This window comes from Paenibacillus puerhi (assembly GCF_009846885.1).
Classification (GTDB): domain Bacteria; phylum Bacillota; class Bacilli; order Paenibacillales; family NBRC-103111; genus Paenibacillus_G; species Paenibacillus_G puerhi.
The window spans coordinates 33,669-54,029 of sequence record NZ_WUWM01000027.1; the positions used below are offsets into that span (position 1 = coordinate 33,669).

A 20,361-nucleotide genomic window follows, 5' to 3' on the forward strand; every position below is an offset into this window, starting at 1 on the left:
GTTATTCACCGAAGCCTTGCTCGAACAGCTTCGCCAGCTCGGAGAGCGCCTGCTCCTCATCCTCGCCTTCAGTCGCCAGCGTAACCTGTGCGCCCTTCTCCAGACCTAGTGCGATCAGATTCAGCACGCTCTTTACATTGGCCTCCTGACCGTCTGCGGTTTGCAGGTAGATATCGGAGTCATAGCCGGAAGCCGCATCGGCCAATGCCTGTGCGGGCCTGAGGTGCATGCCCTCTTCATTGATAATCGTTAAGGTAACGGTTTGCATCGTTGGTAGTTCCTCCTGTTCTATCGATTCATGTTGTCCGTCTGGCTTACAATGCGCTCTCCAGAATACGGATAACCTCTTCCTCCGTCTTGGCCTCCAGCAGCTCTCGGCGGAAGCTCTCGTGAATGAGCTTGCGGGACACCGAAGCGAGGATACGCAGATGCTCCTTGCCGGCCTCTTCCTGCGGGATCGCGAGCATAATCATCATCGAGACAGGCTTGCCGTCCAGCGCATTCCATTCCAGCGGCTGGGCCGTGCGGGCAAAAGCCACTCCCGGCCTGGCGACACCGGAAGACTTGCCGTGAGGAATCGCCACGCCGAAGCCGATCGCGGTAGAAGTGTGCTCCTCGCGGGCCAGAACGGAATCCATATAAGCGGCAAGGTCTGTCACGTATCCGGATGCTTGCAGACGCTCACCCATTTGCCGGATGCAATCGTCGCGGTCTGAAGCCTGGATATCGAGAATCACGTTAGTCGTTTGAAGCAATGCAGGTTCGCGCATGATAGTGTACCTCCGTTTGGTTAGTTACCGTTTGGTTAGTTGGAATGGACCGAGCCCGGCTGAATCACAGCTTGGGTGGGCACCGTCTCCTCTTTGCGCTTCTTCAGCAAGGACACACATACAGCCGTCACAACCGTACCGGCCACAATTGCAAGCGCATACGAAGCCAAGTGCGTAACGGCATTGGGAATCGCCAGTACGAAGATCCCCCCGTGAGGCGCTTGCAGCGTCACCCCGAACATCATCGTGAGAGCACCGGTCACTGCGGAGCCGAGCATCGTGGACGGAATTACGCGGAATGGGTCAGCTGCCGCAAACGGGATTGCTCCCTCCGTGATAAAGGCCAGACCCATCACCGAGGCGACCTTGCCTGCTTCCCGTTCTTCCTTCGTAAATTTATGCTTGGCGATAACAGTCGCCAGCCAGAGTCCCAGTGGAGGCGTCATCCCTGCGGCCATCACCACTGCCATAGGGCCGAACACCTGGCTGCCCAGCAGGCCGACGCTGAAGGTATAGGCTGCCTTGTTGAGCGGACCGCCCATATCGAAGGACATCATAGCCCCGAGCACCAGACCTAGCACAACCGCATTGGCGGAATTCAGACCGGTGAGCCAGGCTGTCAGGGCATCCATAATGCCTTTCACCGGAGTTCCAACCACATAGATCATCAGTAAGCCGACAATTAACGTGGAGAACAGGGGAATGATCAGAATGGGCTTAATGCCCTCAAGGGCCTTGGGAAGCTTGATGTAAGTCCGCAGCCACTTGGCAATATAGCCCGCCAGGAAGCCTGAGATAATGCCCCCCAAAAAGCCTGCGCCGAGCTGGCTGGCCAGCATACCGCCGACCAGTCCGGGAGCCAGACCGACCCGGTCCGCTATAGAGAAGGCGATAAAGCCTGATAAAACCGGGATCATCAGCGCGAAGGCAGCCCCGCCGCCAATGCTCATGAGCGCCGCTGCGAGCGTGCCCTGCTCTTCGAACGCCTTAATCCCGAAAATGAAGCACAGAGCAATAATGATGCCGCCGGCTACAACGAGCGGAAGCATATTGGACACGCCCGTCATCAGATGCTTGTAGGCGCCCTTCCGTTGAGAACTGCGATCGGCTGCCGCGGCAGTCGACGACGGCTCGGCCGCCCCTGCAGCCGGCTTGGCAGCTTCCTTGGCAAGCGCCTGTTCGATCAGCCTGGACGGATTTTTGATTCCTTCCGCCACGCCTGCCCTGACCACAGGCTTGCCTTCGAAACGCCACTCGGCCACATCCGTATCGGCTGCCACAATAATCGCATGCGCCTCAGCGATTTCCTGCTCGGTGAGCTCATCCTCGACTCCGAGAGCGCCGCGCTTTTCTACCTTCATGGGGATCCCCTTCTCCCCGGCCGTCTTGAGCAGCGATTCCGCCGCCATATACGTGTGGGCAATACCAGTCGGACATGATGTCACAGCCAACAGCTTCTTCATCTCTCATTCCTCCCTAGTTATGCGGAATTAACACCTGATTCACCTGGACCTGACTGGCCAGACGCTCGATCTCTTCAAAGGTACATACCTGCGTACCGGACTTGGAGGCCGTAATCGTACCTGCCGCGGTGCTCCACTTAGCCAGCTCGGACAGCGGCTTATTCTCCAGCAGCGCATAAGCCATCACAGCCACCATCGAATCCCCGGCGCCTACCGTGCTTAGCGCCTGGATCGGGAACGGCTTGACGCGATAGGCTTGCTCTTCACTCATCGCAATCGCGCCGTCGGCTCCCATCGAGATCAGGACCAGCCGGACGCCGCGGCTTAAGAGGACGCGGCCTGCCTCCATAATGTCCTTCTCCGTGTGAAGCCTGCCGCCGATCAACTGCTCCAGTTCATAAAGATTCGGCTTGACCGCGTAAGGCGCCGCCTCCACGCCTGCTGCGAGCGCTGCTCCATCCGCATCCAGTATGGTCTTAACTCCCCTGTCCTTGGCCGCGGCGATCCAGCTGCGGTAGAGGCGGTGATCCGCTCCCTGCGGCAAGCTTCCGCCCAGCACCAGCACCTCCGTATTCTCCAGCAGCAGCTCAAGCCTGTCATTCAGCAGCGCCAGCGCGTCCTGACCGACGTTAAAGCCGGACTCATTCACCTCTGTCGTAATGCGCTGCGCCTGGTCCACCAGCTTCAGATTCGTCCGGGTCTCACCGGGAACCTCGATAAATTCCGTGCGGATGCCGCTTGCCGATAGCTCCTGCCGGATCTGCCCGCCCAGACTGCCGGCGATAAATCCCGTCGCGGTCACTCCGATTCGAAAGCTTTGCAAGATCCGTGCGACGTTAATTCCTTTGCCGCCGGGATCAAGACGCGTCTCAAGCGCCCGATTCAGTCCGCCCACCTTCAACTCCGTGAGGAGCACGGTTTTATCCATCGACGGGTTCAGCGTTACCGTTACGACCTGATGCTTACTCATGCTGTTCCTCCCTGCCCGTATCCACTTGATGGATTTCAATGCCTCTGGCGACCAGCATGTCCGAGTATTCCTGCGGAAGGCCGGCATCCGTCACACAAACATCGATATCCTGCCAATGGGCAAACCGTGCAAAGCTCACCCGGTTAACCTTGGTACTGTCGCTCAGCAGGATCACGCGGTCCGAGCGTTTAATCATCTTGCGCTTGATATCAGCCTCCATCATGTTTGGAGTGGTCAAGCCCTCTGTCAAATCCATGCTGTTTGTCGCCATAAATGCCTTGTCGATCTTGATCAGATCCAGACATCGCTCGGTCATGGGACCGACCAGGGAATGCACCCCAGTGCGATAGGAGCCGCCCAGCACCATAATCTCGATGCCGGCAGGCAGCTGCAGATCACGGGGCAGTTGAAGTGAATTGGTAACTACCGTAAGCTTCGAAAACGCTGCCAAGTGCTGAAACAAATAAAAGGTCGTCGTGCCTGCATCAAGAAGAATGGTATCTCCGTTCCGAATCAATTCGGCCGCCTTCGCTGCAATCGCTTTCTTCTCCTGGGGCGAGGAAACTTCCTTCTCCGTAAAGCTTGGTTCAAAATTTACATGCTTCACTGAAATAGCCCCGCCATGCGTACGCTTCAGCAGTCCTGCCTCTTCCATCTCCCGCAGATCGCGGCGGATGGTGGATTCCGAGACCTGAAACCGTTCGCATAGCTCCTGCGAATCGACACGCTGGCGCTCTTCCACCAGCTGCAGAATGAAACCCTTCCTTTCTTCACCAAACATGTAGGTTCCCCCTCCATTCGATCGTTTATGAATGTTTTCACTCCTAATTACGATCGTTTGTGACCGTTTTATCGTATAACCGAATTATATTCAGTCATAACGTTCATGTCAATGCTTATTTTCAGTATCGCTGGCAAACAACAAAAAAACCGATGCCGGTTTTGCTTATCCTGGCATCGGTTTTCGTATAGATGAAACGGCTCAATGAGCTACAGCATTATAGGTCATAATCCAGATTGAGCCCGCTACGATGGTAAGCAGAATAATCAATCCCAGGATCAGGGCCATGATGTTCCAGCGAGCATTCGGCCCTTCTTTCACGTGCATGAAAAACACCAGCTGTACCACGAACTGCAGGATAGCGGCCACAAGAATCACAAGCAGCGTCCCCGTTCGGTTCACCAGCCCATTCAGCACAATGACAAGCGGAATGATCGTCAGCACGATCGACAGGGCAAATCCGATTACATAAGACTTCAGCGACCCATGGGAGCCGCCGGAGCCAGAAGGATGCTCTCCCTGCCCTCTTGGCGGGATCGGAGCCGTTTTGGAACCTGCCATCTTACATCACCCCCATCAGGTAGACGACCGTGAACACGAAAATCCACACAACGTCCAGAAAGTGCCAGTACAAGCTGAGGACCTCTACCTTGCGCTTAGTGACCGGCGTTATACCACGCTTGCGCAGCTGCAGGATAAGACCAAGCATCCAGACCAGCCCCAGCGATACGTGAAGTCCGTGCGTACCGACCAGCGTGAAGAAACCGGATAGAAAAGCGCTGGTGCCGATCGTAGCGCCCTCGCCCACCATATGGACGAACTCGGCGATTTCCAGCGTGATAAAGGCTGCTCCGAGCAGTGCTGTCACGCCCAGCCAGCCGATGAGCCCCTTCTTCTTCCCTGCATTCATGGCAAGCACAGCGAGTCCGCTCGTAAAGCTGCTCGTCAGGAGGATGAAGGTCTCGGCGATAATGCCCGGCATCTGGAACAGCTCTTCCGGCGTCGGTCCTCCGTTGGTATTGCCGCGCAGGACGACATAAGTCGCGAACAGCGTAGCAAACAAGATGCAGTCGGTAATCAGGAAAAGCCAGAAGCCGAATGTTTTCAGCGATTCATGCTCATGCTCGTGATGCTCATCATGACTATGAGCCGCGTGTCCATTTGAAGGATGTCCATGAGAAACAGCTTGTGCCATTAGACCCTCACCTCCCGTAAACTTGCTTCCGTACGTTTAATTTCGTCCACCGGAATATAATAATCCGTGTTGTAGGTAAAGGAACGAACAATCATGCAAATCGCTACGCCAACCAAAGCAGGAATCGCCATCCAGAGCCAGCCCCAGACAAACCCGAAGCCGACGAAGAACCAGAGGAACGACATGACGAAAGGTATCGCCGAGTTGCGCGGCATATGAATCGGCTCGAGCTTAACCTTGTCTCGCTCGGCGTAAATTTTGGCAACAGCTGCGTCTCCGCCGCCGAGCTCCTGCTTACGCTCCCACCAGTCATCCGTCTCTTTTACCTCAGGCAGCACCGCAAAGTTATAAACGGGAGCTGGTGAAGGAATGGACCATTCCAGCGTCCGACCATCCCAAGCATCCCCAGTCGTATCCCGGTCATGCTTCTTAATGCTGTAGGCAATTTGCCATACCTGAAAGATGAAGCCGATCCCCATCAGAAAGCCTCCGACGGTAGACACCAGGTTAAGCGGCCCCCAGCCCATATCGAAATCATACGTATACATCCGGCGCGTCATTCCCATCAGACCCAGGATGTACTGCGGCATGAAGCACACGTAGAAGCCGATGTTCCAAGTCCAGAAAGCCCATTTGCCCAAGTGCTCATTGAGCTTGAAGCCGAACATCTTAGGCCACCAGTAATAAAGACCTGCGAAGTATCCGAATGCTACGCCGCCGATCAGCACTTGATGGAAATGCGCGATCAGGAAGTAGCTGTTATGGAACTGGAAGTCTGCCGGTGCTACGGAAAGCAGTACTCCCGTCATACCGCCGACGACAAAGCAAGGGATGAACGCTATCGTCCACATCATCGGGGTCGTGAAGCGTATTCGCCCCCGGAACATCGTAAACAGCCAGTTGAATACTTTAACCCCGGTGGGTATGGCTATCGCCATCGTGGTTAAGGCAAAGAAGGCGTTGACGTCGGCCCCCGATCCCATCGTGAAGAAGTGATGCGCCCACGTGAAGAAGGACAGCACACTGATAATCAGCATAGCGAATACCATCGACTTGTAGCCGAACAGTTTTTTCTTGGAAAACGTCGCGACGATTTCCGAGAAAATCCCGAAAGCGGGGAGGATAACAATATACACTTCCGGATGTCCCCACATCCAGATCAGGTTGATATACATCATCGGGTTGCCCCCGCCGTCGAGCGTGAAGAAATGCGCCCCCGCAAACCGGTCAAGGAACAGCAAGGCGAGTGTAACCGTCAGAATCGGGAATGCGAAAATGATAATGATGCAGCTGGACAAAACGGACCAGGAGAACATCGGCATTTTCATCAAGCCCATGCCGGGAGCACGCATTTTAAGAATCGTCACAATAAAGTTGATACCCGTGGCTAAGCTCCCGATCCCCGAAATCTGAATGCCCCAGATATAGAAGTTCTGCCCGACTCCGGGACTATGGGACACCTCCGATAGAGGCGGGTAAGCAAGCCAGCCTGCATCCGGCGATCCGCCGATAACGAACGATACGTTAAACAGCATCGCACCGAAGAAAAACATCCAGAAGCTGAGCGAGTTCAAAAACGGATATGCGACATCGCGCGCCCCAAGCTGAAGCGGAACCACGATGTTGAACAGACCGAACATCAGCGGCATCGCCATGAACAAAATCATAATGACGCCATGCGTCGTAAAAATCTGGTTATAGTGTTCGGCGTTCAAAAACTCCGTATTCGGCAGCGCCAGCTGCAGACGCATCAGCAGCGCGTCCACCCCGCCGCGGAACAGCATCAAGATGGAACAAATAATATACATAATACCGATTTTTTTATGATCGACGGTTGTCAGCCATTCGCGCCAAAGCCAGCCCCACTTTTTGAAGTAGGTGAGCACGAACACAATCGCCACCATGGCGATAGCGATGCTGACCTGGGCCCCTAGAATCAGGGGATCGCCGGTCACGAAAAATTCGGACGCGAACTGCTTGATCTTATCCAGCATGTGCGGACTTCCTTTCTATCGTTTAGTGTCCGAAGTATTCGTCGTGGCCTCTATCGGCTCAGTCTTCTTAGCGGCACCGCCATGGCCGGCGTGCCCGCCGCCAACGGCATATTTATTTACAATTTGATCGAACAGGCCTTCTGGAAAAGCAGAGAAAAATTGAGGGTTGGCCTTACCCGGCGTCGCCAGGTGCTCATAGCCGGCTTTGGTCAGAGCTGGCGTGGAGCGCTTGACCTCGTTTACCCATTTCTGGAATTGCTCGTCCGTAACCGCATCGACATCGAAGGTCATATCGGCAAAGTGCTCGCCGCTGAAGTTCGCCCCTGATCCGTAATACTTGCCGACATGGTCGGCCTGCAGGAACAGCGTCATCGCCATACCAGACATCGTGTACATCTGGCCGCCAAGCTGCGGAATCCAGAAGGAGTTCATCGGAGCATCCGAGGTGAGCTCGAACTTGACAGGAACCCGTTCGGGAATCTGCAGATAGTTCACTGTTGCGATGCCTTGCTCGGGATACATGAATAGCCATTTCCAATCCAGAGACGTAACCTGGACCGTAATCGGCTTGACATCGGATTCGATCGGCTTCGACGGCTCCAGGGCATACGTATATTTAACCGTAAACGTGCCTAGTATAATGATAACTACAATCGGAATTCCCCACCAAACGGTTTCCATAGCCGTGCTATGCGACCAGTTGGGCTTATAAACGGCTTTACTGCCCGGCTTATCGCGGTACTTCCATACGATGTACGCGGTAAGCAGCAGGACAGGTACGAGTATCGCTGCGCAAAGCACCGACGCGATGATGATCAAATCTTTCTGACTTTGTCCGATAGGCCCTTTCGGGTCCATCACAATGACCTGCTCCCCGCACCCCGCCAGCAGCATGAGCATCGCCACGATCAACAGCGGAAATACGGTCCGAATCGCCTTTTTCGGATTTGGCATGATGAACCTCCTGTTCGTTGTTCGACAACCTTAGTTAACGAATGGGTGAACTTCCTCTCCGATGTACTTGTGATTTAGTTCACTTTTTCCCCTATAAGTAACATACCAAATTTCGGCCCCCTGTGAATCAGGGTTAACAAATACGTCAACTCTTCGCCATTTTCCTGTAAAACAAATGTCACCGGTTCGACATTGACCGGAATGAAAAGCTATGAAAACGGCAAAAAAGCCTCCAGCCATTCCCAATGGGAGGCAGGAAGCTTACGCTAAATTCATGCACGGCTTACTCCGTCACCGATGCGGCGCGTGAATGAACCAGATGAATGGCTGTACGGATCACATAGACAAACACGCTTCCGACCATGCAGCCGATACCTACCATAAGGGAGGCATTCTTATCGCTGAAATGATGCAGGTTAAGCATGCTGAGTACCAAGCCTAGACCGAGAAACACCCATGCCGCAACCGTCATCATCGTGACCAGACGACCTACATCACGTCCCATCTCGTTCCTGTTATTAGCTGATGTCGTTCTTGTCGTCATGCCAATCACTCCAATCCTGATGAAAGTGCTTACTTCCTCCTAGTATACCACAAATCACCGATTGTTGTTCAAACTTTTTTCACACTATGGCCATAGTTCGGACATAATTGGGCTGTCTCCTGTATGTTTACCCGATTTCGAGCAAAGAAAACCTCTATTCCTCCAACCAACCACCCTCTATAGGTGGACATGAAAAAGCCTGACGCATGATATTCGGCCGTCAGGCTTGCTGTAAATCGTGCTATAAAGCTCTCTTCTGAGGTCAGGCTTGATCGCGTCAGTCCGTCTGCAGCTTAGCGGGGGCCGGGGCCCGAATGCGACGCGGCAGAGCTGCCGGAAGGCGAAGTAAGATTCTTCTTCATGTCAGGCACAGGTGTGCTCTCCGACGTGCCCAAGCGAAGGATATGCGGGTCCTCGGCAAGCATCAGAACGAGCTTCTCATACACATCCTTTTTGGACTTCAGCATCATCTGAATGTGCATCGTCTGCTTGTTCCCCTCTCCACCGTCACGCGCTGGCGCTTGTTGGCGGTTTTCTACCTGCATGTCGGAAATCACCGCTCCCATCTCCTTTATTTGAGTCGCGATACGCCCCAGATGCCCTCCTCCGTCCGGTACCTCCAGGGACAAGCTGCGCTTCTTCTGAGATCCGGCTAATACGCTCGTATCGACCTTGTTCAGGACGAACAGACTGACAAGCACCGCCACGGTACTCAATGCGGCTCCGTAATAAAAGCCCGCTCCGACAGCTAGTCCGATAGCCGCAACCACCCATAAGGAGGCGGCAGTCGTCAAACCGGCCACCGTCGCGCCCGTTCTCATGATCGTACCGGCACCCAGGAAGCCGATTCCGCTTATGACCTGTGCCGCCAGACGGGCAGGGTCCATCCTCACATTCGCTTCAAAGGCGAATTGGGAGAAGCCATAGCTGGACAGCAGGACGATAAGCGCAGACCCGACGCAAACGAGAATATGCGTACGGAAGCCCGCCGGGTGATCGCCCAGTTCACGCTCCAGACCGATTAAACCGCCAAGCACCAGCGCAATAACGATGCGGATGCTCAGCTCCCAATAACTGATTTCCCAAACCTCGGGATTCATGGTCATTCTTGATTGCACCTCACTCCCCAAGTCCTTGGAATGCGCCTTCACTCCAGGGATCCTATATTCATTAAGCTGCTACGCGTGACGGGTAACGACTATTGTTGTCCATTCTATGAAAATACGGAGATAGTGTCAATTGAAGTGTGTTATATTAACAACTTTTGCTTTTATATTTTATTTATTGCAATTTATTGACAATAAAGGCCAGTGAATGATACGATTCTCAATACCAAGTATGTTACTTTGTTTAGTGTGAAAATGAAGGCATCATACTTCATAATTGTCCAAGGGGAAGGGGTTTGCTTCATGAAAAAGTTGTTCGCTATACTTGTTTTCTTATCTATGTTGCTAGCTGCTTGCGGTCAAACTCAAGCTCCCGCCGGTAGCATCGCTCCAACACCGGCCGGTACGAACAAAAACGGAAGCACGAATACCGCCGAGGTCCCCAACGTCAACCCTGCCGAGCCCGCCCAACCAAAGGCAGACAGCACGCCATCCCGGGCACTTGACAAGGTCAAGGTCGGGACGTTAGGGGTTTTCGGTGATTCGGCCATCTATTTGGCAGCGGAACGCGGGTATTTTAAAGAGCAGGGGATAGAGGTCGATATTCAAAAATTCGGCGCTGCCACCGAGCTGATTACCGCACTTGGCACCGGGCAGATTGATGCCGGAGACGGGCCGGCCAATGCCGCGCTTTACAATATGCTGGGAAGCAAAATAAACATCAAGCTCGTCGCTCCTAACGTCACGTCGGAAAAAGGAAGAGATGGGGGAGCGCTAGTTGTAGGCAAGCGTCTATCAGAGGAGATCAAGAAACCGGCGGATCTTAAGGGACGCAAGATTGGCGTGGCCGCGGTCAAAGGCAGTGCATCCCAGATTTATATCGAGAAGCTGCTTGCCCCGGAAGGATTGACGCTGAAGGACATCGAGTTCGTCGGGCTGACGTTCGCCGATATGCTGCCCGCCCTGTCCAATGGCGCGATCGATGCCGCCATTTTACCGGAGCCGCATCTGAGCAACGGCATCACCCAGGGGATCTTCTTCCAGTTCCGCGGCAATGGCGAAATGTTCCCCGGGCAGGAAGCAAATTTATTCATGCTTTCGCCAGACTTTGCCAAGAAAACGGATATCGCCAACCGCCTGACGACCGCTCGCTTGAAGGGCGTTCGCGACTATAACGATGCTTTTTTCAAAAACAAGGGACGCGACGAGGTTGTAAGCATCTTGACCAAAAACACTTCAGTCAAAGAAGCCGCCGCCTACAAAAATATTAACTTCGCCGCCATGCATCCGGACGGAAAGCTCAATCCCGCCTCTTTATTAGAAGAAGTCGAATGGTATACCAAAAACGGGATTGTGACCAACCCGGTCGATATCCAGGCTGCTGTCGACACCAGCTATAGCGAATACGCACTCAAGACGCTGGGTCCTTATGACAAGTAAAGCCATGAGAGAGGAAGAGCCCGATGACGACGGAAAGCTGGAAGATTCGGATCGATTCTCTGGTGAAGCGCTATGAAACCAGAGGCATGCAAGTAACTGCGCTTGAGGGGGTATCGCTGGAGGTGCCCGATGGGAAGTTTTATTCCCTGGTCGGGCCGTCAGGCTGCGGGAAGACAACGCTGCTGCGCATCGCCGGAGCGCTGGAGCGGCATACGGAAGGACAGATCTGGATCAGACAGTCGGCAGTCGGCGGTGCAGCCGGTCCTGCTCCGGCTGTCCTGGTTGGCCGCCCCCCGCTTACCTCCATGGTATTCCAGGAGCAGTCGGTTTTCCCTTGGATGACGGTCCGGGACAATATTGCGTTCGGACTGAAGGCCAGAGGAGTTCCCCGCAAGGTGCGCCACGCGAAAGCCGATGAGTTTATCCGTAAAATCGGACTGGCCGGATTTGAAAAAGCGCTGCCTCACCAGTTATCCGGAGGCATGAAGCAGCGGGTATCCGTGGCCCGCGCATTCGCCAATGATCCGGAAATATTATTGATGGATGAACCGTTCGGCGCATTGGACGAGCAGAATCGGCTCATCTTGCAGGAAGAGCTGCTGCGGATTTGGGAGGAGTCCCGCAAGACCGTACTCTTCGTCACGCACAGCATCGATGAGGCAATCCTGCTGTCAGATCGCATCGTGGTTATGAGCGCCAGACCCGGCCGCATCCTCGAGGTTATCGATGTCGGCCTTCCCCGCCCTCGCCAGGTGGAGTCCGTTCGGGCGCATCCGGCCTTCGGCCAGCTTTTCCGGCACATCTGGCAGCTGCTGCGCCAAGAAGAAGCACCGCCCCCCCTTCACGCTCCCGGGAAAGGAGGCGCCCGATGATCGACATCGCTTCCGAAACGGCGGTGCCGCAAAAAGCAGTGTCCCGCACGCCCGACACCCTGATCGAGCTGGCCTCCGAACGGCGCAGCGTTCCCTGGTCGCGCCGCAGGTCCGTCACTCGGCTCGTTTCCGTGCTATCGCCGCTGCTGCTCCTTGCCATCTGGGAAGCCTCCTCGCGTCTGGGCGCCATCGATGCCCGTTTTTTCCCTGCCCCGACGACAGTGCTCGCCAATCTGCTCCGCCTGTTCGAAAGCGGGGAAATGTGGCTGCATCTGGGCATAAGCCTGAGACGCATTGCCATCGGCTTTCTGTGGGGGGCTTTGCCGGGAGTCGTCCTTGGACTGATCATGGGGCTGTCTCCCCTCATACGGGCGGCCATCATGCCTCTGGTCAATGCCACATTCCCCGTGCCCAAGCTGGCCCTGCTGCCGCTGATTCTGATCATCTTCGGTATCGGCGAGACATCGAAGGTAATGGTCATCGCGATTTCCGTCGTTTACCTGACGCTGATCAATACGCTGGCAGGCGTCACCAATATTCCGGGCATTTATCTGGACGTCGGCCGCAACTTTCAGGCCGGCCGCTGGCTGTTTTTCCGGGATGTGGCGCTTCCCGGCGCGCTGCCGCTGATCCTTACCGGCCTCAAGCTGGGCATGGGCATTGCGCTGCTAGTCATCATGGCGGCGGAATTCGTCGGAGCCAAGTCGGGCGTCGGCTATTTCATCTGGAGCTCGTGGAATGTCTTCGCGGTCCAGGATATGTATGCCGGCCTGATGGTCATCGCGATGCTCGGGGGGATATCCACCGTCCTGCTCGACGCGCTGGAGCAATGGATCATCCCCTGGAGACGCTAATCGCAGATTCCACCGTTCTTCCTGGCCGAAGGACTAGGGCCGACATGCTCGCCAACCCAAATACCCGCTCCGTCTGCATCAGCAGGACGAGCGGGTATTTTATATTTTAGGCGGAGCGCCTTGCGGGCTTTAAGTCGCAAGGACGGAACCGCCGCTGGCCGTCGTATGTACGATATGCCCGGTGATCTGCTGCGGGTTGGCCAGCAAATTCAGAATAGGGCATACCCGTTCGACAGCTTCGTACAACTCTTCGATCCGCCCCGCTTCGGCCGGGGAGTCGATATGAAGCGTATAGCGGATATGATGCGGCCAGAACGGAACATGCTCATACCCCGGCTTGCCCGCATAGGGATGCAGCTCGCCGTTAATTTCGACCTCCAACGCATTCAACGGAACGCCCAGAGACGCCGCCTGAATCAGCGTCACATGGGTCAGGCAGCTGCCCAATACGCCAAGCTGAATTTCCGCCGAGTTCGGCCCCAGATTGAAGCCTGCGAAGTCGGGATCGCTGTCGCTGATGATCTGAAAATCCCGGATGCGAATCTCCCGCACCCCGGTTCTTCCCTTTGCGCGGACGCGTGCCGTCAGAACAGCCGATTCAGCCCGATCCGTACGCTGGATCCGTTCCTCCTCCCTACGCAGCACAGCCGCCCGCTTTTCCTTCAAATAACCGTTTAAATCGCTCATCGTCCTCTCTCCTTTTCCCTAAAAGTAGCGTATACCTAGACAGCCATTCTGAAGGTCCGTTCCTACATCCGCTGAAGCGCCAGCACCCTTCTCGCATAGACCGTACCTATGAAGCCTGCGGCTATCAGAACGGACAGCCACGCTTCAGGCTCACCCCTGGTCTGCGGCTTGGCAGAAGCGGAAGCTTCGCCGATGTCTTCTACCGAGTGGAAGGCACTCTTCCCTTCCTCCGGACCTTGGGCGGCACCTGTGGAGCCGTTCTCCTGCGCCGCATCCGCCGTCTGAACTATCCAAGCCTTAGAAACATCGCCACCGGCCTTACCGTCCGATAGCGGCTCGGCATCCAAGTGGCTAACCGTCCATACGAGGGCAAGTGCAAGCGCCAGTCTTTTGATTCTCCGATATCTCCCCTGCTTCATCCTTCCTCTCCTCTCCGCAACTCGACTCCCGCTCCGGCCCTATCGCCCTCAACAAAAAAAACTAAATGCATCCCTTGCTCAGCAAGAGAAACACTTAGTTTCCAGATTACCGGTCAACTAAAACCAACTTTTCCTATGAATTAGGTTTAATTAATTCCTAATTTAAATAGTACGGCAACTTCCTTTATCTGTCAATACATCCCGCCTAATAATTTTAACTATACTTATCGGAATAATATGGATAATATACAGACATAGATCTGTTTCCCGAAGGAGCTGATAATCCCACATGAATATCGAGAATATTGAGGCATTTATTTACGTGGTACATTTCGGCGGCTTCAAGAAAGCGGCCCATGCGTTGTTTCTCTCCCAGCCAGCCGTTACCGCCCGCATCCAATCTCTGGAACGGGAGCTTGATCTGCAGCTGTTCGAGCGCAATGGCAAGCTGATCTCGCTCAGCGAGGATGCGAAGCAATTTCTCCCCTATGCGGAGCAAATTCTGGGCACGTACCGAAAAAGCATCAAGCATCTGCGCAAAAGCGCATCCCCGGATGTGCTGCGGATCGGCTGCACGTCTCTGCTTTCCCAATATGTCATTCCCGATCTGCTCCCTTTATTCCGAAAACGTTATCCTGATGTCCGATTCAAGCTGGTCACCGATACGAACGAGCAAATTCTCGAGAAATTGCTCAACAAAGAGCTCGAATATGGACTTGTGAAAAGCTTGACACATCCAAATATCGAGGCAACCCGCTTGTTCGAAAATCATATCGTACTCGCCGTCCGCCCTGACCATCCATTTGCCGCGAAAAAAACGGCGACCTTGAAGGAATTGGCCAGTCAAGCGATCGTCTTCTACGAATGCGGCTCGCTGGATTGGACTGCCCTTCATCGCATGTTCGAATCGTCGGGAACAGTCCCCCGTATCGAAGCGCAGTTGGATAATCTGGAGGCAGCCAAGTCGCTGGTGAGCGACGGTGCGGGCGTAGGCTTCTTGCCTGAGCTGTGCATCCGCAAGGAGCTTGCCGACGGACGGCTGAAGCCCATCACGATCACATCCGTCGCCCATTTATCCCATCCCACCACGCTGATTACGCTTAAGGAATCGGTCCCGCTGTACCGCGAGGCATTGATTGAATTGCTTGAATCTCATATCAAATTTCCTTATAGGGCTAATGATTGACGGCCTCAGGAGGCAGTGATACAGTATATTCCAATAACCTTTTATACCGATCGATTAAATTGGTTTAATCATGAAGCTTATGACTTCACATTTCAGCAACGGTGGCGGTGTAACAGATGCAGTTCGATATGGCTTATGTTTGGACGATCCTACCTGATTTGCTACGCTATGTGCCCATTACGATGTTGATGGCGGTGCTAGCCATGGTCATTGCCGTGGCGCTCGGCTTACTGCTCGCGGTTGTGATCAAGAGCAAGACCCCTATTCTTGTCCAGCTCTCCGGCATGTACATCTCTTTCTTCCGCGGGACGCCGGTGCTGGTGCAGCTGTTTATCATTTATTTCGGGCTGCCCCAGATCTATGAGGGCTTCAATTCGATCAGCGCCTTCAATGCCGTTATTCTCGGATTGAGTCTGAACACCTCCGCTTATCTCGCTGAGATTTTCAGGGCTGCGCTCGATTCAGTGGATCGTGGCCAGCTGGAGGCGGGATACTCGGTAGGCATGTCTTATCCTGCCCTGCTTCGGCGTATCGTACTGCCCCAGGCCGTAGTCAACGCTTTGCCGGGTACTGGCAACATCTTCATCGGCATGATCAAGAATACGTCGCTCGCCTTCACCCTCGGCGTGACCGAGCTGCTGGCGGAGGGCAAGATGCTGTCCTCCTCTTCCATGAAATTTTTCGAAGTGTACTTCGTCGTCGGCCTCATCTACTGGGCGCTGACGATCGTGTACAGCCGCCTTCAGGCTTGGCTGGAGCACCGATTAAGCAAGCCGTATAACCGATGACCCTCTCTACGGGCCGTATACCTTCACATTACCACGACCAAAGGAGCCTACAACCGATGAACATCCGCCCTTTCACCCTAATCCTTACCTCTGCTCTACTGCTGCTAACCGCCTGCGGAGTGAGGCCCGCCCAACCCGCCGCTTCGCCAGACACGCCTGCCGCAACGGCCTCTGCCGCCGAGGTCAAAACGATCAAGGTCGGCGGGCAGCCCGATTCCTACCCTTATACGTTCAAGGAAGGCAATGAGATCAAGGGCTTCAACGTGGACATCGTGAATGCCATCGCCACCAAAGCCGGCTACCGGATCGAATGGTCCCTTGCCGACTGGAACGGGATCGTCGGGCAGCTTGAGGTCGGCAAGATCGATACGGTGCGCAACTTCGCCATTACGGAGGAACGGAAGCAGAAGTACAATTACACGAAGCCCTATTCCTTCTCCGGCGCTCAACTGCTCGTCAAGAAGGACAACAACGCCATTCAATCGCTGAAGGACGTTAAGGGTAAGAAGGTCGGAGCGGCGCTCGGCCAAAACTATGCGAACGTGCTGAAGGAGAATGACCCCGCAGGCGAGATTCAGCTCATCACCTACGAAACACCGGAGGTCGCCTACAAGGATCTGGAAGCTGGACGGATCGACGCTTATGTTGCGGGCAGGGAGTCTCTGCTTGTGCAGATTAAAGAAAAATCGCTGCCGTTCAAGCTGGCGGGTGAGCCGTTCGGCGAGAAGGCCGTCGGGTTCCCTTTCCATAAGAATAAAGAGAATGATTCTATCATCGCGGACTTCGACAAAGCCATCGACGATCTCCGCAGCGCTGGAAAGCTGAAGGAAATATCGGAGAAATGGTTCGGCGGCGACATTACGGAAAGCGGCAGCAGCAAGAAGTAGTCTGTCGGCCGTTCTACTAAATCAGAAGTAAGGAGACGGGTGTACCCATGACCAACAGAGCTCCCATCAAGCTATCCGCCTACCTGGTAGGCACAGGCATGCATATCGCCTCCTGGCGTCATCCGAAGGTTCAGGCGAATGCCAGCCACAATATCGACTATTACAAGCAGCTCGCTCAAACCGCCGAACGGGGCAAGCTCGACTTCGTCTTCATCGCCGACAGTCTCGCGATTAACGAGGAATCGCATTCGAATATTCTGAACCGCTTTGAGCCGATCACGCTCATCACCGCCTTGGCCGGCGCCACTACGAAAATCGGGGTGGTCGCCACCGCCTCCACCTCGTATATCGAGCCGTTCAACCTCGCGCGCATGATCATGTCTGTCGACCATCTCAGCAAGGGGCGGGCAGGCTGGAACATCGTGACAACCCGCGACCTGTCCGGCAATACGGCCCGCAACTTCGGACGGGATGAGCACTTCGAGCATAGCCTGCGTTACAAGCGGGCGGAGGAATTCGTCGAGGTCACGCTGGGGTTATGGGATACTTGGGAGGACGACGCCTTCCTCTACGACCAAGAGAACGGGCGGTTCTACGACCGATCCAAGCTCCACCGGCTGAATCATGAAGGCGAGTTTTTCGCCGTGCAGGGCCCGTTGAATATCGGAAGGTCCCCCCAGGGACGGCCCATTCTCGTCCAGGCAGGCTCCTCGGAAGCCGGACAGAATTTCGCCGCGGGCCATGCCGAGGTGATCTTCTCGCATAAGAACAATATCGAGGACGCCAAGGAGCTGTATGCCTCGTTCAAAAGCAAAGCGTCCGCCGCGGGACGCTCGCCGGAGGATGTATTTATCTTCCAGGGCATTTCACCGATCCTCGGCGAGACGGAAGCGATCGCACGCGAGAAGTTCGAATACCTGGAATCGCTGATTACGTGGGAGCATGCTTTCCGTTTTCTGACTGACTATTTCCATAATAACTTCGACTTCAGTCCCTTCCATCTGCAGACCGGAGCCGCCGACATCGGTCTTCACCTGCTGGAGGACGTCCGCTTCGAATTCAAGCAGCGTCAGCCGCTGATCGGCCGGACCAACCCGACTCTCCGGGAGCTCTACTCGCTGCTGACGGGCTCATTCGGCGTCGAGGAATTCATCGGCACGCCGGAGAAGGTCGCGGACCGTGTCGAGCACTGGTACCGCGAGCGGGCCGCCGACGGATTTATGCTGATGTGCCCGCTGCTGCCGGACGGCCTGGACGACTTCATCCGGCTCGTCGTGCCACTGCTGCAGGAGCGCGGGCTGTTCCGCACCGACTATGAGGGCGATACGCTGCGGGAGCATCTGGGGCTGCCGCGGCCCGTCAACCGGTATGCTCAGGCGACTCTGCATCGCGTGTAGAGCGGGGCCGCGTACACGCCCTTATCTTTATTTCAATCCGGCTGGCGTATCCGTCAACGCAAACTCCAGCTCATCCAGCCGCTTCAGCCTTACGCCGTCCGGCAGCAAAGCCTCGATGCGCGAACGCAGCTCGTCCGAAGCGTGCAGTTCCTCGCTGAAGATAGCGACGATGCCCCGGTCTTGGCGCGAACGGATCAGCCGACCCATCCCCTGCTTCAAACGCAGCAGCATATAAGGCAGATCGATTTCCTCGTACGGGTCGGCCGCCGCCTGTCTTCTTGCCTCGAACACCGGGTCCTTCGGAGGAAAGGGGAGCGACCAGATGATCACGCCCGATAGCGAGGGGCCCGGGATATCCAGTCCTTCCCATAAGCTGGAGGCGCACAGCACGCTGCGCTCGTCCTGCTGGAAGGCGGAGATCAGATTGCTGATCTCGCGGTCCCCTTCGAACAGAAAGCGCATGTCCGCACATTCCGCATAATGGACGATCTCGCTTTTGAACCGCTGCAGCTCATCCTTCCCGGGGAACAGGAGGAGGGCCCTGCCGCCGGTCCGGAGCAGTAAGGAGACGGCCGTCTTCATCTTCTCGGAGAACGTGCCCCGATAGGCCCATGCCGGTGCGACGACTTCAAGCTGACCCTCGTAATCGTAAGGCGAGGCGACCGAGAACGATAAACAGTCTCCTGTACCGAGGCTGTCCGCGATATAATCGAAGGTCCCCTCTACGGAGAGCGTCGCCGAGGAGAAGACGATCGGCATGTGCTGGGAAAACACCCGCTCGCGCAGCACTTCCTTCACGAGGCGCGGCATGATGACCAGCGTCAGGCCGTTCACGCTGTCCGTCGCCCAGCAGATCAGACCTTCCGTCCGGCTGAACAGGCTAAGCGCCTTCTGCATCATTTCCAGATGCTCCTCGACAATCTTCAGCTGATAGTCGTCCAGCGTGAACAGCTCGCTTTCGAACACCAGCTCGTCCTCGACATTCGACAGAATCTCCTGAAACCGTCTGACCTCCTCCAGCAAGCGATCATTGACGGCGATCTCCTTCCGCTCGGAGCCAGGGACGGGGCTAGCCTGACGCTCGATCACCTCGAACATCGCCTCGCTCTGAGCGATGGCATCCTCGATCAGCATCGCGAACGATTCGCGAACCTCTCCCTTCAGCAGACGGATGATCAGGTCCTCGAATACGACATGCTTGAGCTTATACGTCAGCGCCTTCTGAGCCGCGGATTCCAGCAGATGCCCTTCATCGAACACGACAGCGCTGTGCTCCGGCAGCAGCGGCAGCTGCCCTTCGCGCTTCCGGCCCTCGTAGGTCCAGACATGCTCCATATAGAAATCATGCGAGCACACGATCAGATCGGCCGACCGCCGGTAATGATCGCGCGATAAGGTTTGTCCGCACCGGTGGCGCTGGCTGCACACGAAGCAATCCTGAAACGCATCCCAGCTGATCCGGCTCCACTGGGTATCGTTCAGATGCGGATAATCCTTGCGGTCCCCATACGCATGGAAGGACTGCAGAGCTTCCCGCATATGCACGAAATCAGGCAGGCTCTCGTACAATTCCCGGTACGCCTGCACATCCTCATGGCCGAACCGGGCCTCGTCGAGCTTGTTCAAACAGGTATACTGATCCGGCGACTTGGCCAGTCTCGCATCGATATCGAGCTTCAGGTACCTCGACAGCTTGGCGATGTCGCCCTCCGGCTTGACCAGCTGTTCGATAAGCGACTCATCGGCGCACGCGATCACGACCGGCTTCCTCTGATAGCGGGCATAACAGACGGCATATAGTAAATAAACGAGCGTTTTGCCTGTACCCACCCCGGCTTCGGCAAAAATCGTCCGCTTCTCGGCAAACGCGCGTTCGACCTGATAGGCCATATAAATCTGTTCGTCTCGCACCTCGAAGCCGGATTCAGGCAATGTATCGTAGAACACATCGGCAATCCATTCCCCGGCCTGTTGAACGAACGGCCTCGAATGGTCATAGGCAAAAGGATATCGGCTCACGGCTTGTAGCCTCCACAAAAAAGATTTTGGTCAAA

General features: G+C 55.3%; 21 protein-coding genes. 7 read left to right on the forward strand and 14 right to left on the reverse strand.

All coding sequences use genetic code 11. From position 1 onward, the window contains the following. Position 1: 1 nt before the first annotated feature. From GSF01_RS21725 to GSF01_RS21775, 11 genes are all read right to left on the reverse strand, one after another. Positions 2-268 (reverse strand): HPr family phosphocarrier protein, encoded by a 267-nt coding sequence (locus tag GSF01_RS21725; RefSeq protein WP_159887402.1) that lies wholly within the window; start codon positions 266-268, stop codon positions 2-4. Positions 269-314: 46 nt separating this feature from the next. After that, complete coding sequence (locus GSF01_RS21730) at positions 315-770, reverse strand: PTS sugar transporter subunit IIA (protein ID WP_159887403.1); 456 nt, start codon at positions 768-770, stop codon at positions 315-317. A 35-nt stretch (positions 771-805) separates the two neighbouring features. Beyond that, positions 806-2,233, reverse strand: coding sequence for a PTS fructose transporter subunit IIC (locus GSF01_RS21735; RefSeq protein WP_159887404.1), 1,428 nt, complete (start codon positions 2,231-2,233; stop codon positions 806-808). A 13-nt stretch (positions 2,234-2,246) separates the two neighbouring features. Next, positions 2,247-3,203 (reverse strand): 1-phosphofructokinase, encoded by a 957-nt coding sequence (gene pfkB / locus GSF01_RS21740; RefSeq protein ID WP_159887405.1) that lies wholly within the window; start codon positions 3,201-3,203, stop codon positions 2,247-2,249. Next, a complete protein-coding gene (locus tag GSF01_RS21745) occupies positions 3,196-3,984 on the reverse strand; it encodes a DeoR/GlpR family DNA-binding transcription regulator (protein ID WP_159887406.1) in 789 nt (262 codons plus the stop codon). The genes pfkB and GSF01_RS21745 overlap by 8 nt, the downstream gene beginning before the upstream one ends. Before the next feature lie 201 nt (positions 3,985-4,185). Continuing rightward, entirely contained in the window at positions 4,186-4,545 is a 360-nt protein-coding gene (gene cyoD / locus GSF01_RS21750; RefSeq protein ID WP_159887407.1) for a cytochrome o ubiquinol oxidase subunit IV, read from the reverse strand. A 1-nt stretch (position 4,546) separates the two neighbouring features. Continuing rightward, positions 4,547-5,179, reverse strand: coding sequence for a cytochrome o ubiquinol oxidase subunit III (cyoC, locus tag GSF01_RS21755; RefSeq protein WP_159887408.1), 633 nt, complete (start codon positions 5,177-5,179; stop codon positions 4,547-4,549). Beyond that, positions 5,179-7,173, reverse strand: a complete 1,995-nt coding sequence (locus tag GSF01_RS21760; protein WP_159887409.1) for a cbb3-type cytochrome c oxidase subunit I — start codon at positions 7,171-7,173, stop codon at positions 5,179-5,181. Before GSF01_RS21760 ends, cyoC begins: the two co-directional genes overlap by 1 nt. Positions 7,174-7,188: 15 nt before the next feature. Then, on the reverse strand, positions 7,189-8,127 hold the full coding sequence (gene cyoA, locus GSF01_RS21765; protein WP_159887410.1) for a ubiquinol oxidase subunit II: 939 nt from the start codon (positions 8,125-8,127) through the stop codon (positions 7,189-7,191). A 283-nt stretch (positions 8,128-8,410) separates the two neighbouring features. Then, positions 8,411-8,671 (reverse strand): hypothetical protein, encoded by a 261-nt coding sequence (locus tag GSF01_RS21770; RefSeq protein WP_159887411.1) that lies wholly within the window; start codon positions 8,669-8,671, stop codon positions 8,411-8,413. 293 nt (positions 8,672-8,964) lie between these two features. Further along, positions 8,965-9,777, reverse strand: coding sequence for an MgtC/SapB family protein (locus tag GSF01_RS21775; protein ID WP_407945788.1), 813 nt, complete (start codon positions 9,775-9,777; stop codon positions 8,965-8,967). A 303-nt stretch (positions 9,778-10,080) separates the two neighbouring features. Here GSF01_RS21775 and GSF01_RS21780 point away from each other — a divergent pair, with 303 nt between their 5' ends. From GSF01_RS21780 to GSF01_RS21790, 3 genes are read left to right on the forward strand one after another with little or no spacing between them, the layout of a single operon-like run. Then, complete coding sequence (locus tag GSF01_RS21780) at positions 10,081-11,217, forward strand: ABC transporter substrate-binding protein (RefSeq protein WP_159887412.1); 1,137 nt, start codon at positions 10,081-10,083, stop codon at positions 11,215-11,217. 23 nt (positions 11,218-11,240) lie between these two features. Beyond that, on the forward strand, positions 11,241-12,089 hold the full coding sequence (locus GSF01_RS21785) for an ABC transporter ATP-binding protein (RefSeq protein ID WP_159887413.1): 849 nt from the start codon (positions 11,241-11,243) through the stop codon (positions 12,087-12,089). Continuing rightward, positions 12,086-12,943, forward strand: coding sequence for an ABC transporter permease (locus GSF01_RS21790; RefSeq protein WP_159887414.1), 858 nt, complete (start codon positions 12,086-12,088; stop codon positions 12,941-12,943). The genes GSF01_RS21785 and GSF01_RS21790 overlap by 4 nt, the downstream gene beginning before the upstream one ends. A gap of 129 nt (positions 12,944-13,072) precedes the next feature. Here the strand turns inward: GSF01_RS21790 and GSF01_RS21795 are convergent, their stop codons facing one another. Next, the gene (locus GSF01_RS21795) at positions 13,073-13,630 is read right to left on the reverse strand and encodes an OsmC family protein (RefSeq protein WP_159887415.1); all 558 of its coding nucleotides are present in this window, start codon (positions 13,628-13,630) and stop codon (positions 13,073-13,075) included. Positions 13,631-13,692: 62 nt separating this feature from the next. Next, positions 13,693-14,049, reverse strand: coding sequence for a hypothetical protein (locus GSF01_RS21800; protein ID WP_159887416.1), 357 nt, complete (start codon positions 14,047-14,049; stop codon positions 13,693-13,695). A gap of 289 nt (positions 14,050-14,338) precedes the next feature. Here GSF01_RS21800 and GSF01_RS21805 point away from each other — a divergent pair, with 289 nt between their 5' ends. The 4 genes from GSF01_RS21805 (at position 14,339) to GSF01_RS21820 (ending at position 18,307) form a co-directional block, all read left to right on the forward strand. Further along, complete coding sequence (locus tag GSF01_RS21805) at positions 14,339-15,235, forward strand: LysR family transcriptional regulator (RefSeq protein WP_159887417.1); 897 nt, start codon at positions 14,339-14,341, stop codon at positions 15,233-15,235. Between the two features lie 116 nt (positions 15,236-15,351). Further along, a complete protein-coding gene (locus GSF01_RS21810; protein ID WP_159887418.1) occupies positions 15,352-16,023 on the forward strand; it encodes an amino acid ABC transporter permease in 672 nt (223 codons plus the stop codon). A 56-nt stretch (positions 16,024-16,079) separates the two neighbouring features. Further along, positions 16,080-16,910 carry an amino acid ABC transporter substrate-binding protein gene (locus GSF01_RS21815; protein ID WP_201305462.1) on the forward strand — a complete coding sequence of 277 codons (831 nt, stop codon included), beginning with the start codon at positions 16,080-16,082 and terminating at the stop codon, positions 16,908-16,910. Positions 16,911-16,957: 47 nt separating this feature from the next. Further along, complete coding sequence (locus GSF01_RS21820) at positions 16,958-18,307, forward strand: LLM class flavin-dependent oxidoreductase (protein WP_159887419.1); 1,350 nt, start codon at positions 16,958-16,960, stop codon at positions 18,305-18,307. 27 nt (positions 18,308-18,334) lie between these two features. On the opposite strand, the gene GSF01_RS21825 is transcribed toward GSF01_RS21820, so the two are convergent. Beyond that, positions 18,335-20,326: an ATP-dependent DNA helicase gene (locus tag GSF01_RS21825; protein WP_159887420.1), complete on the reverse strand. Its 1,992-nt coding sequence runs from the start codon at positions 20,324-20,326 to the stop codon at positions 18,335-18,337. Positions 20,327-20,361: the final 35 nt, after the last annotated feature.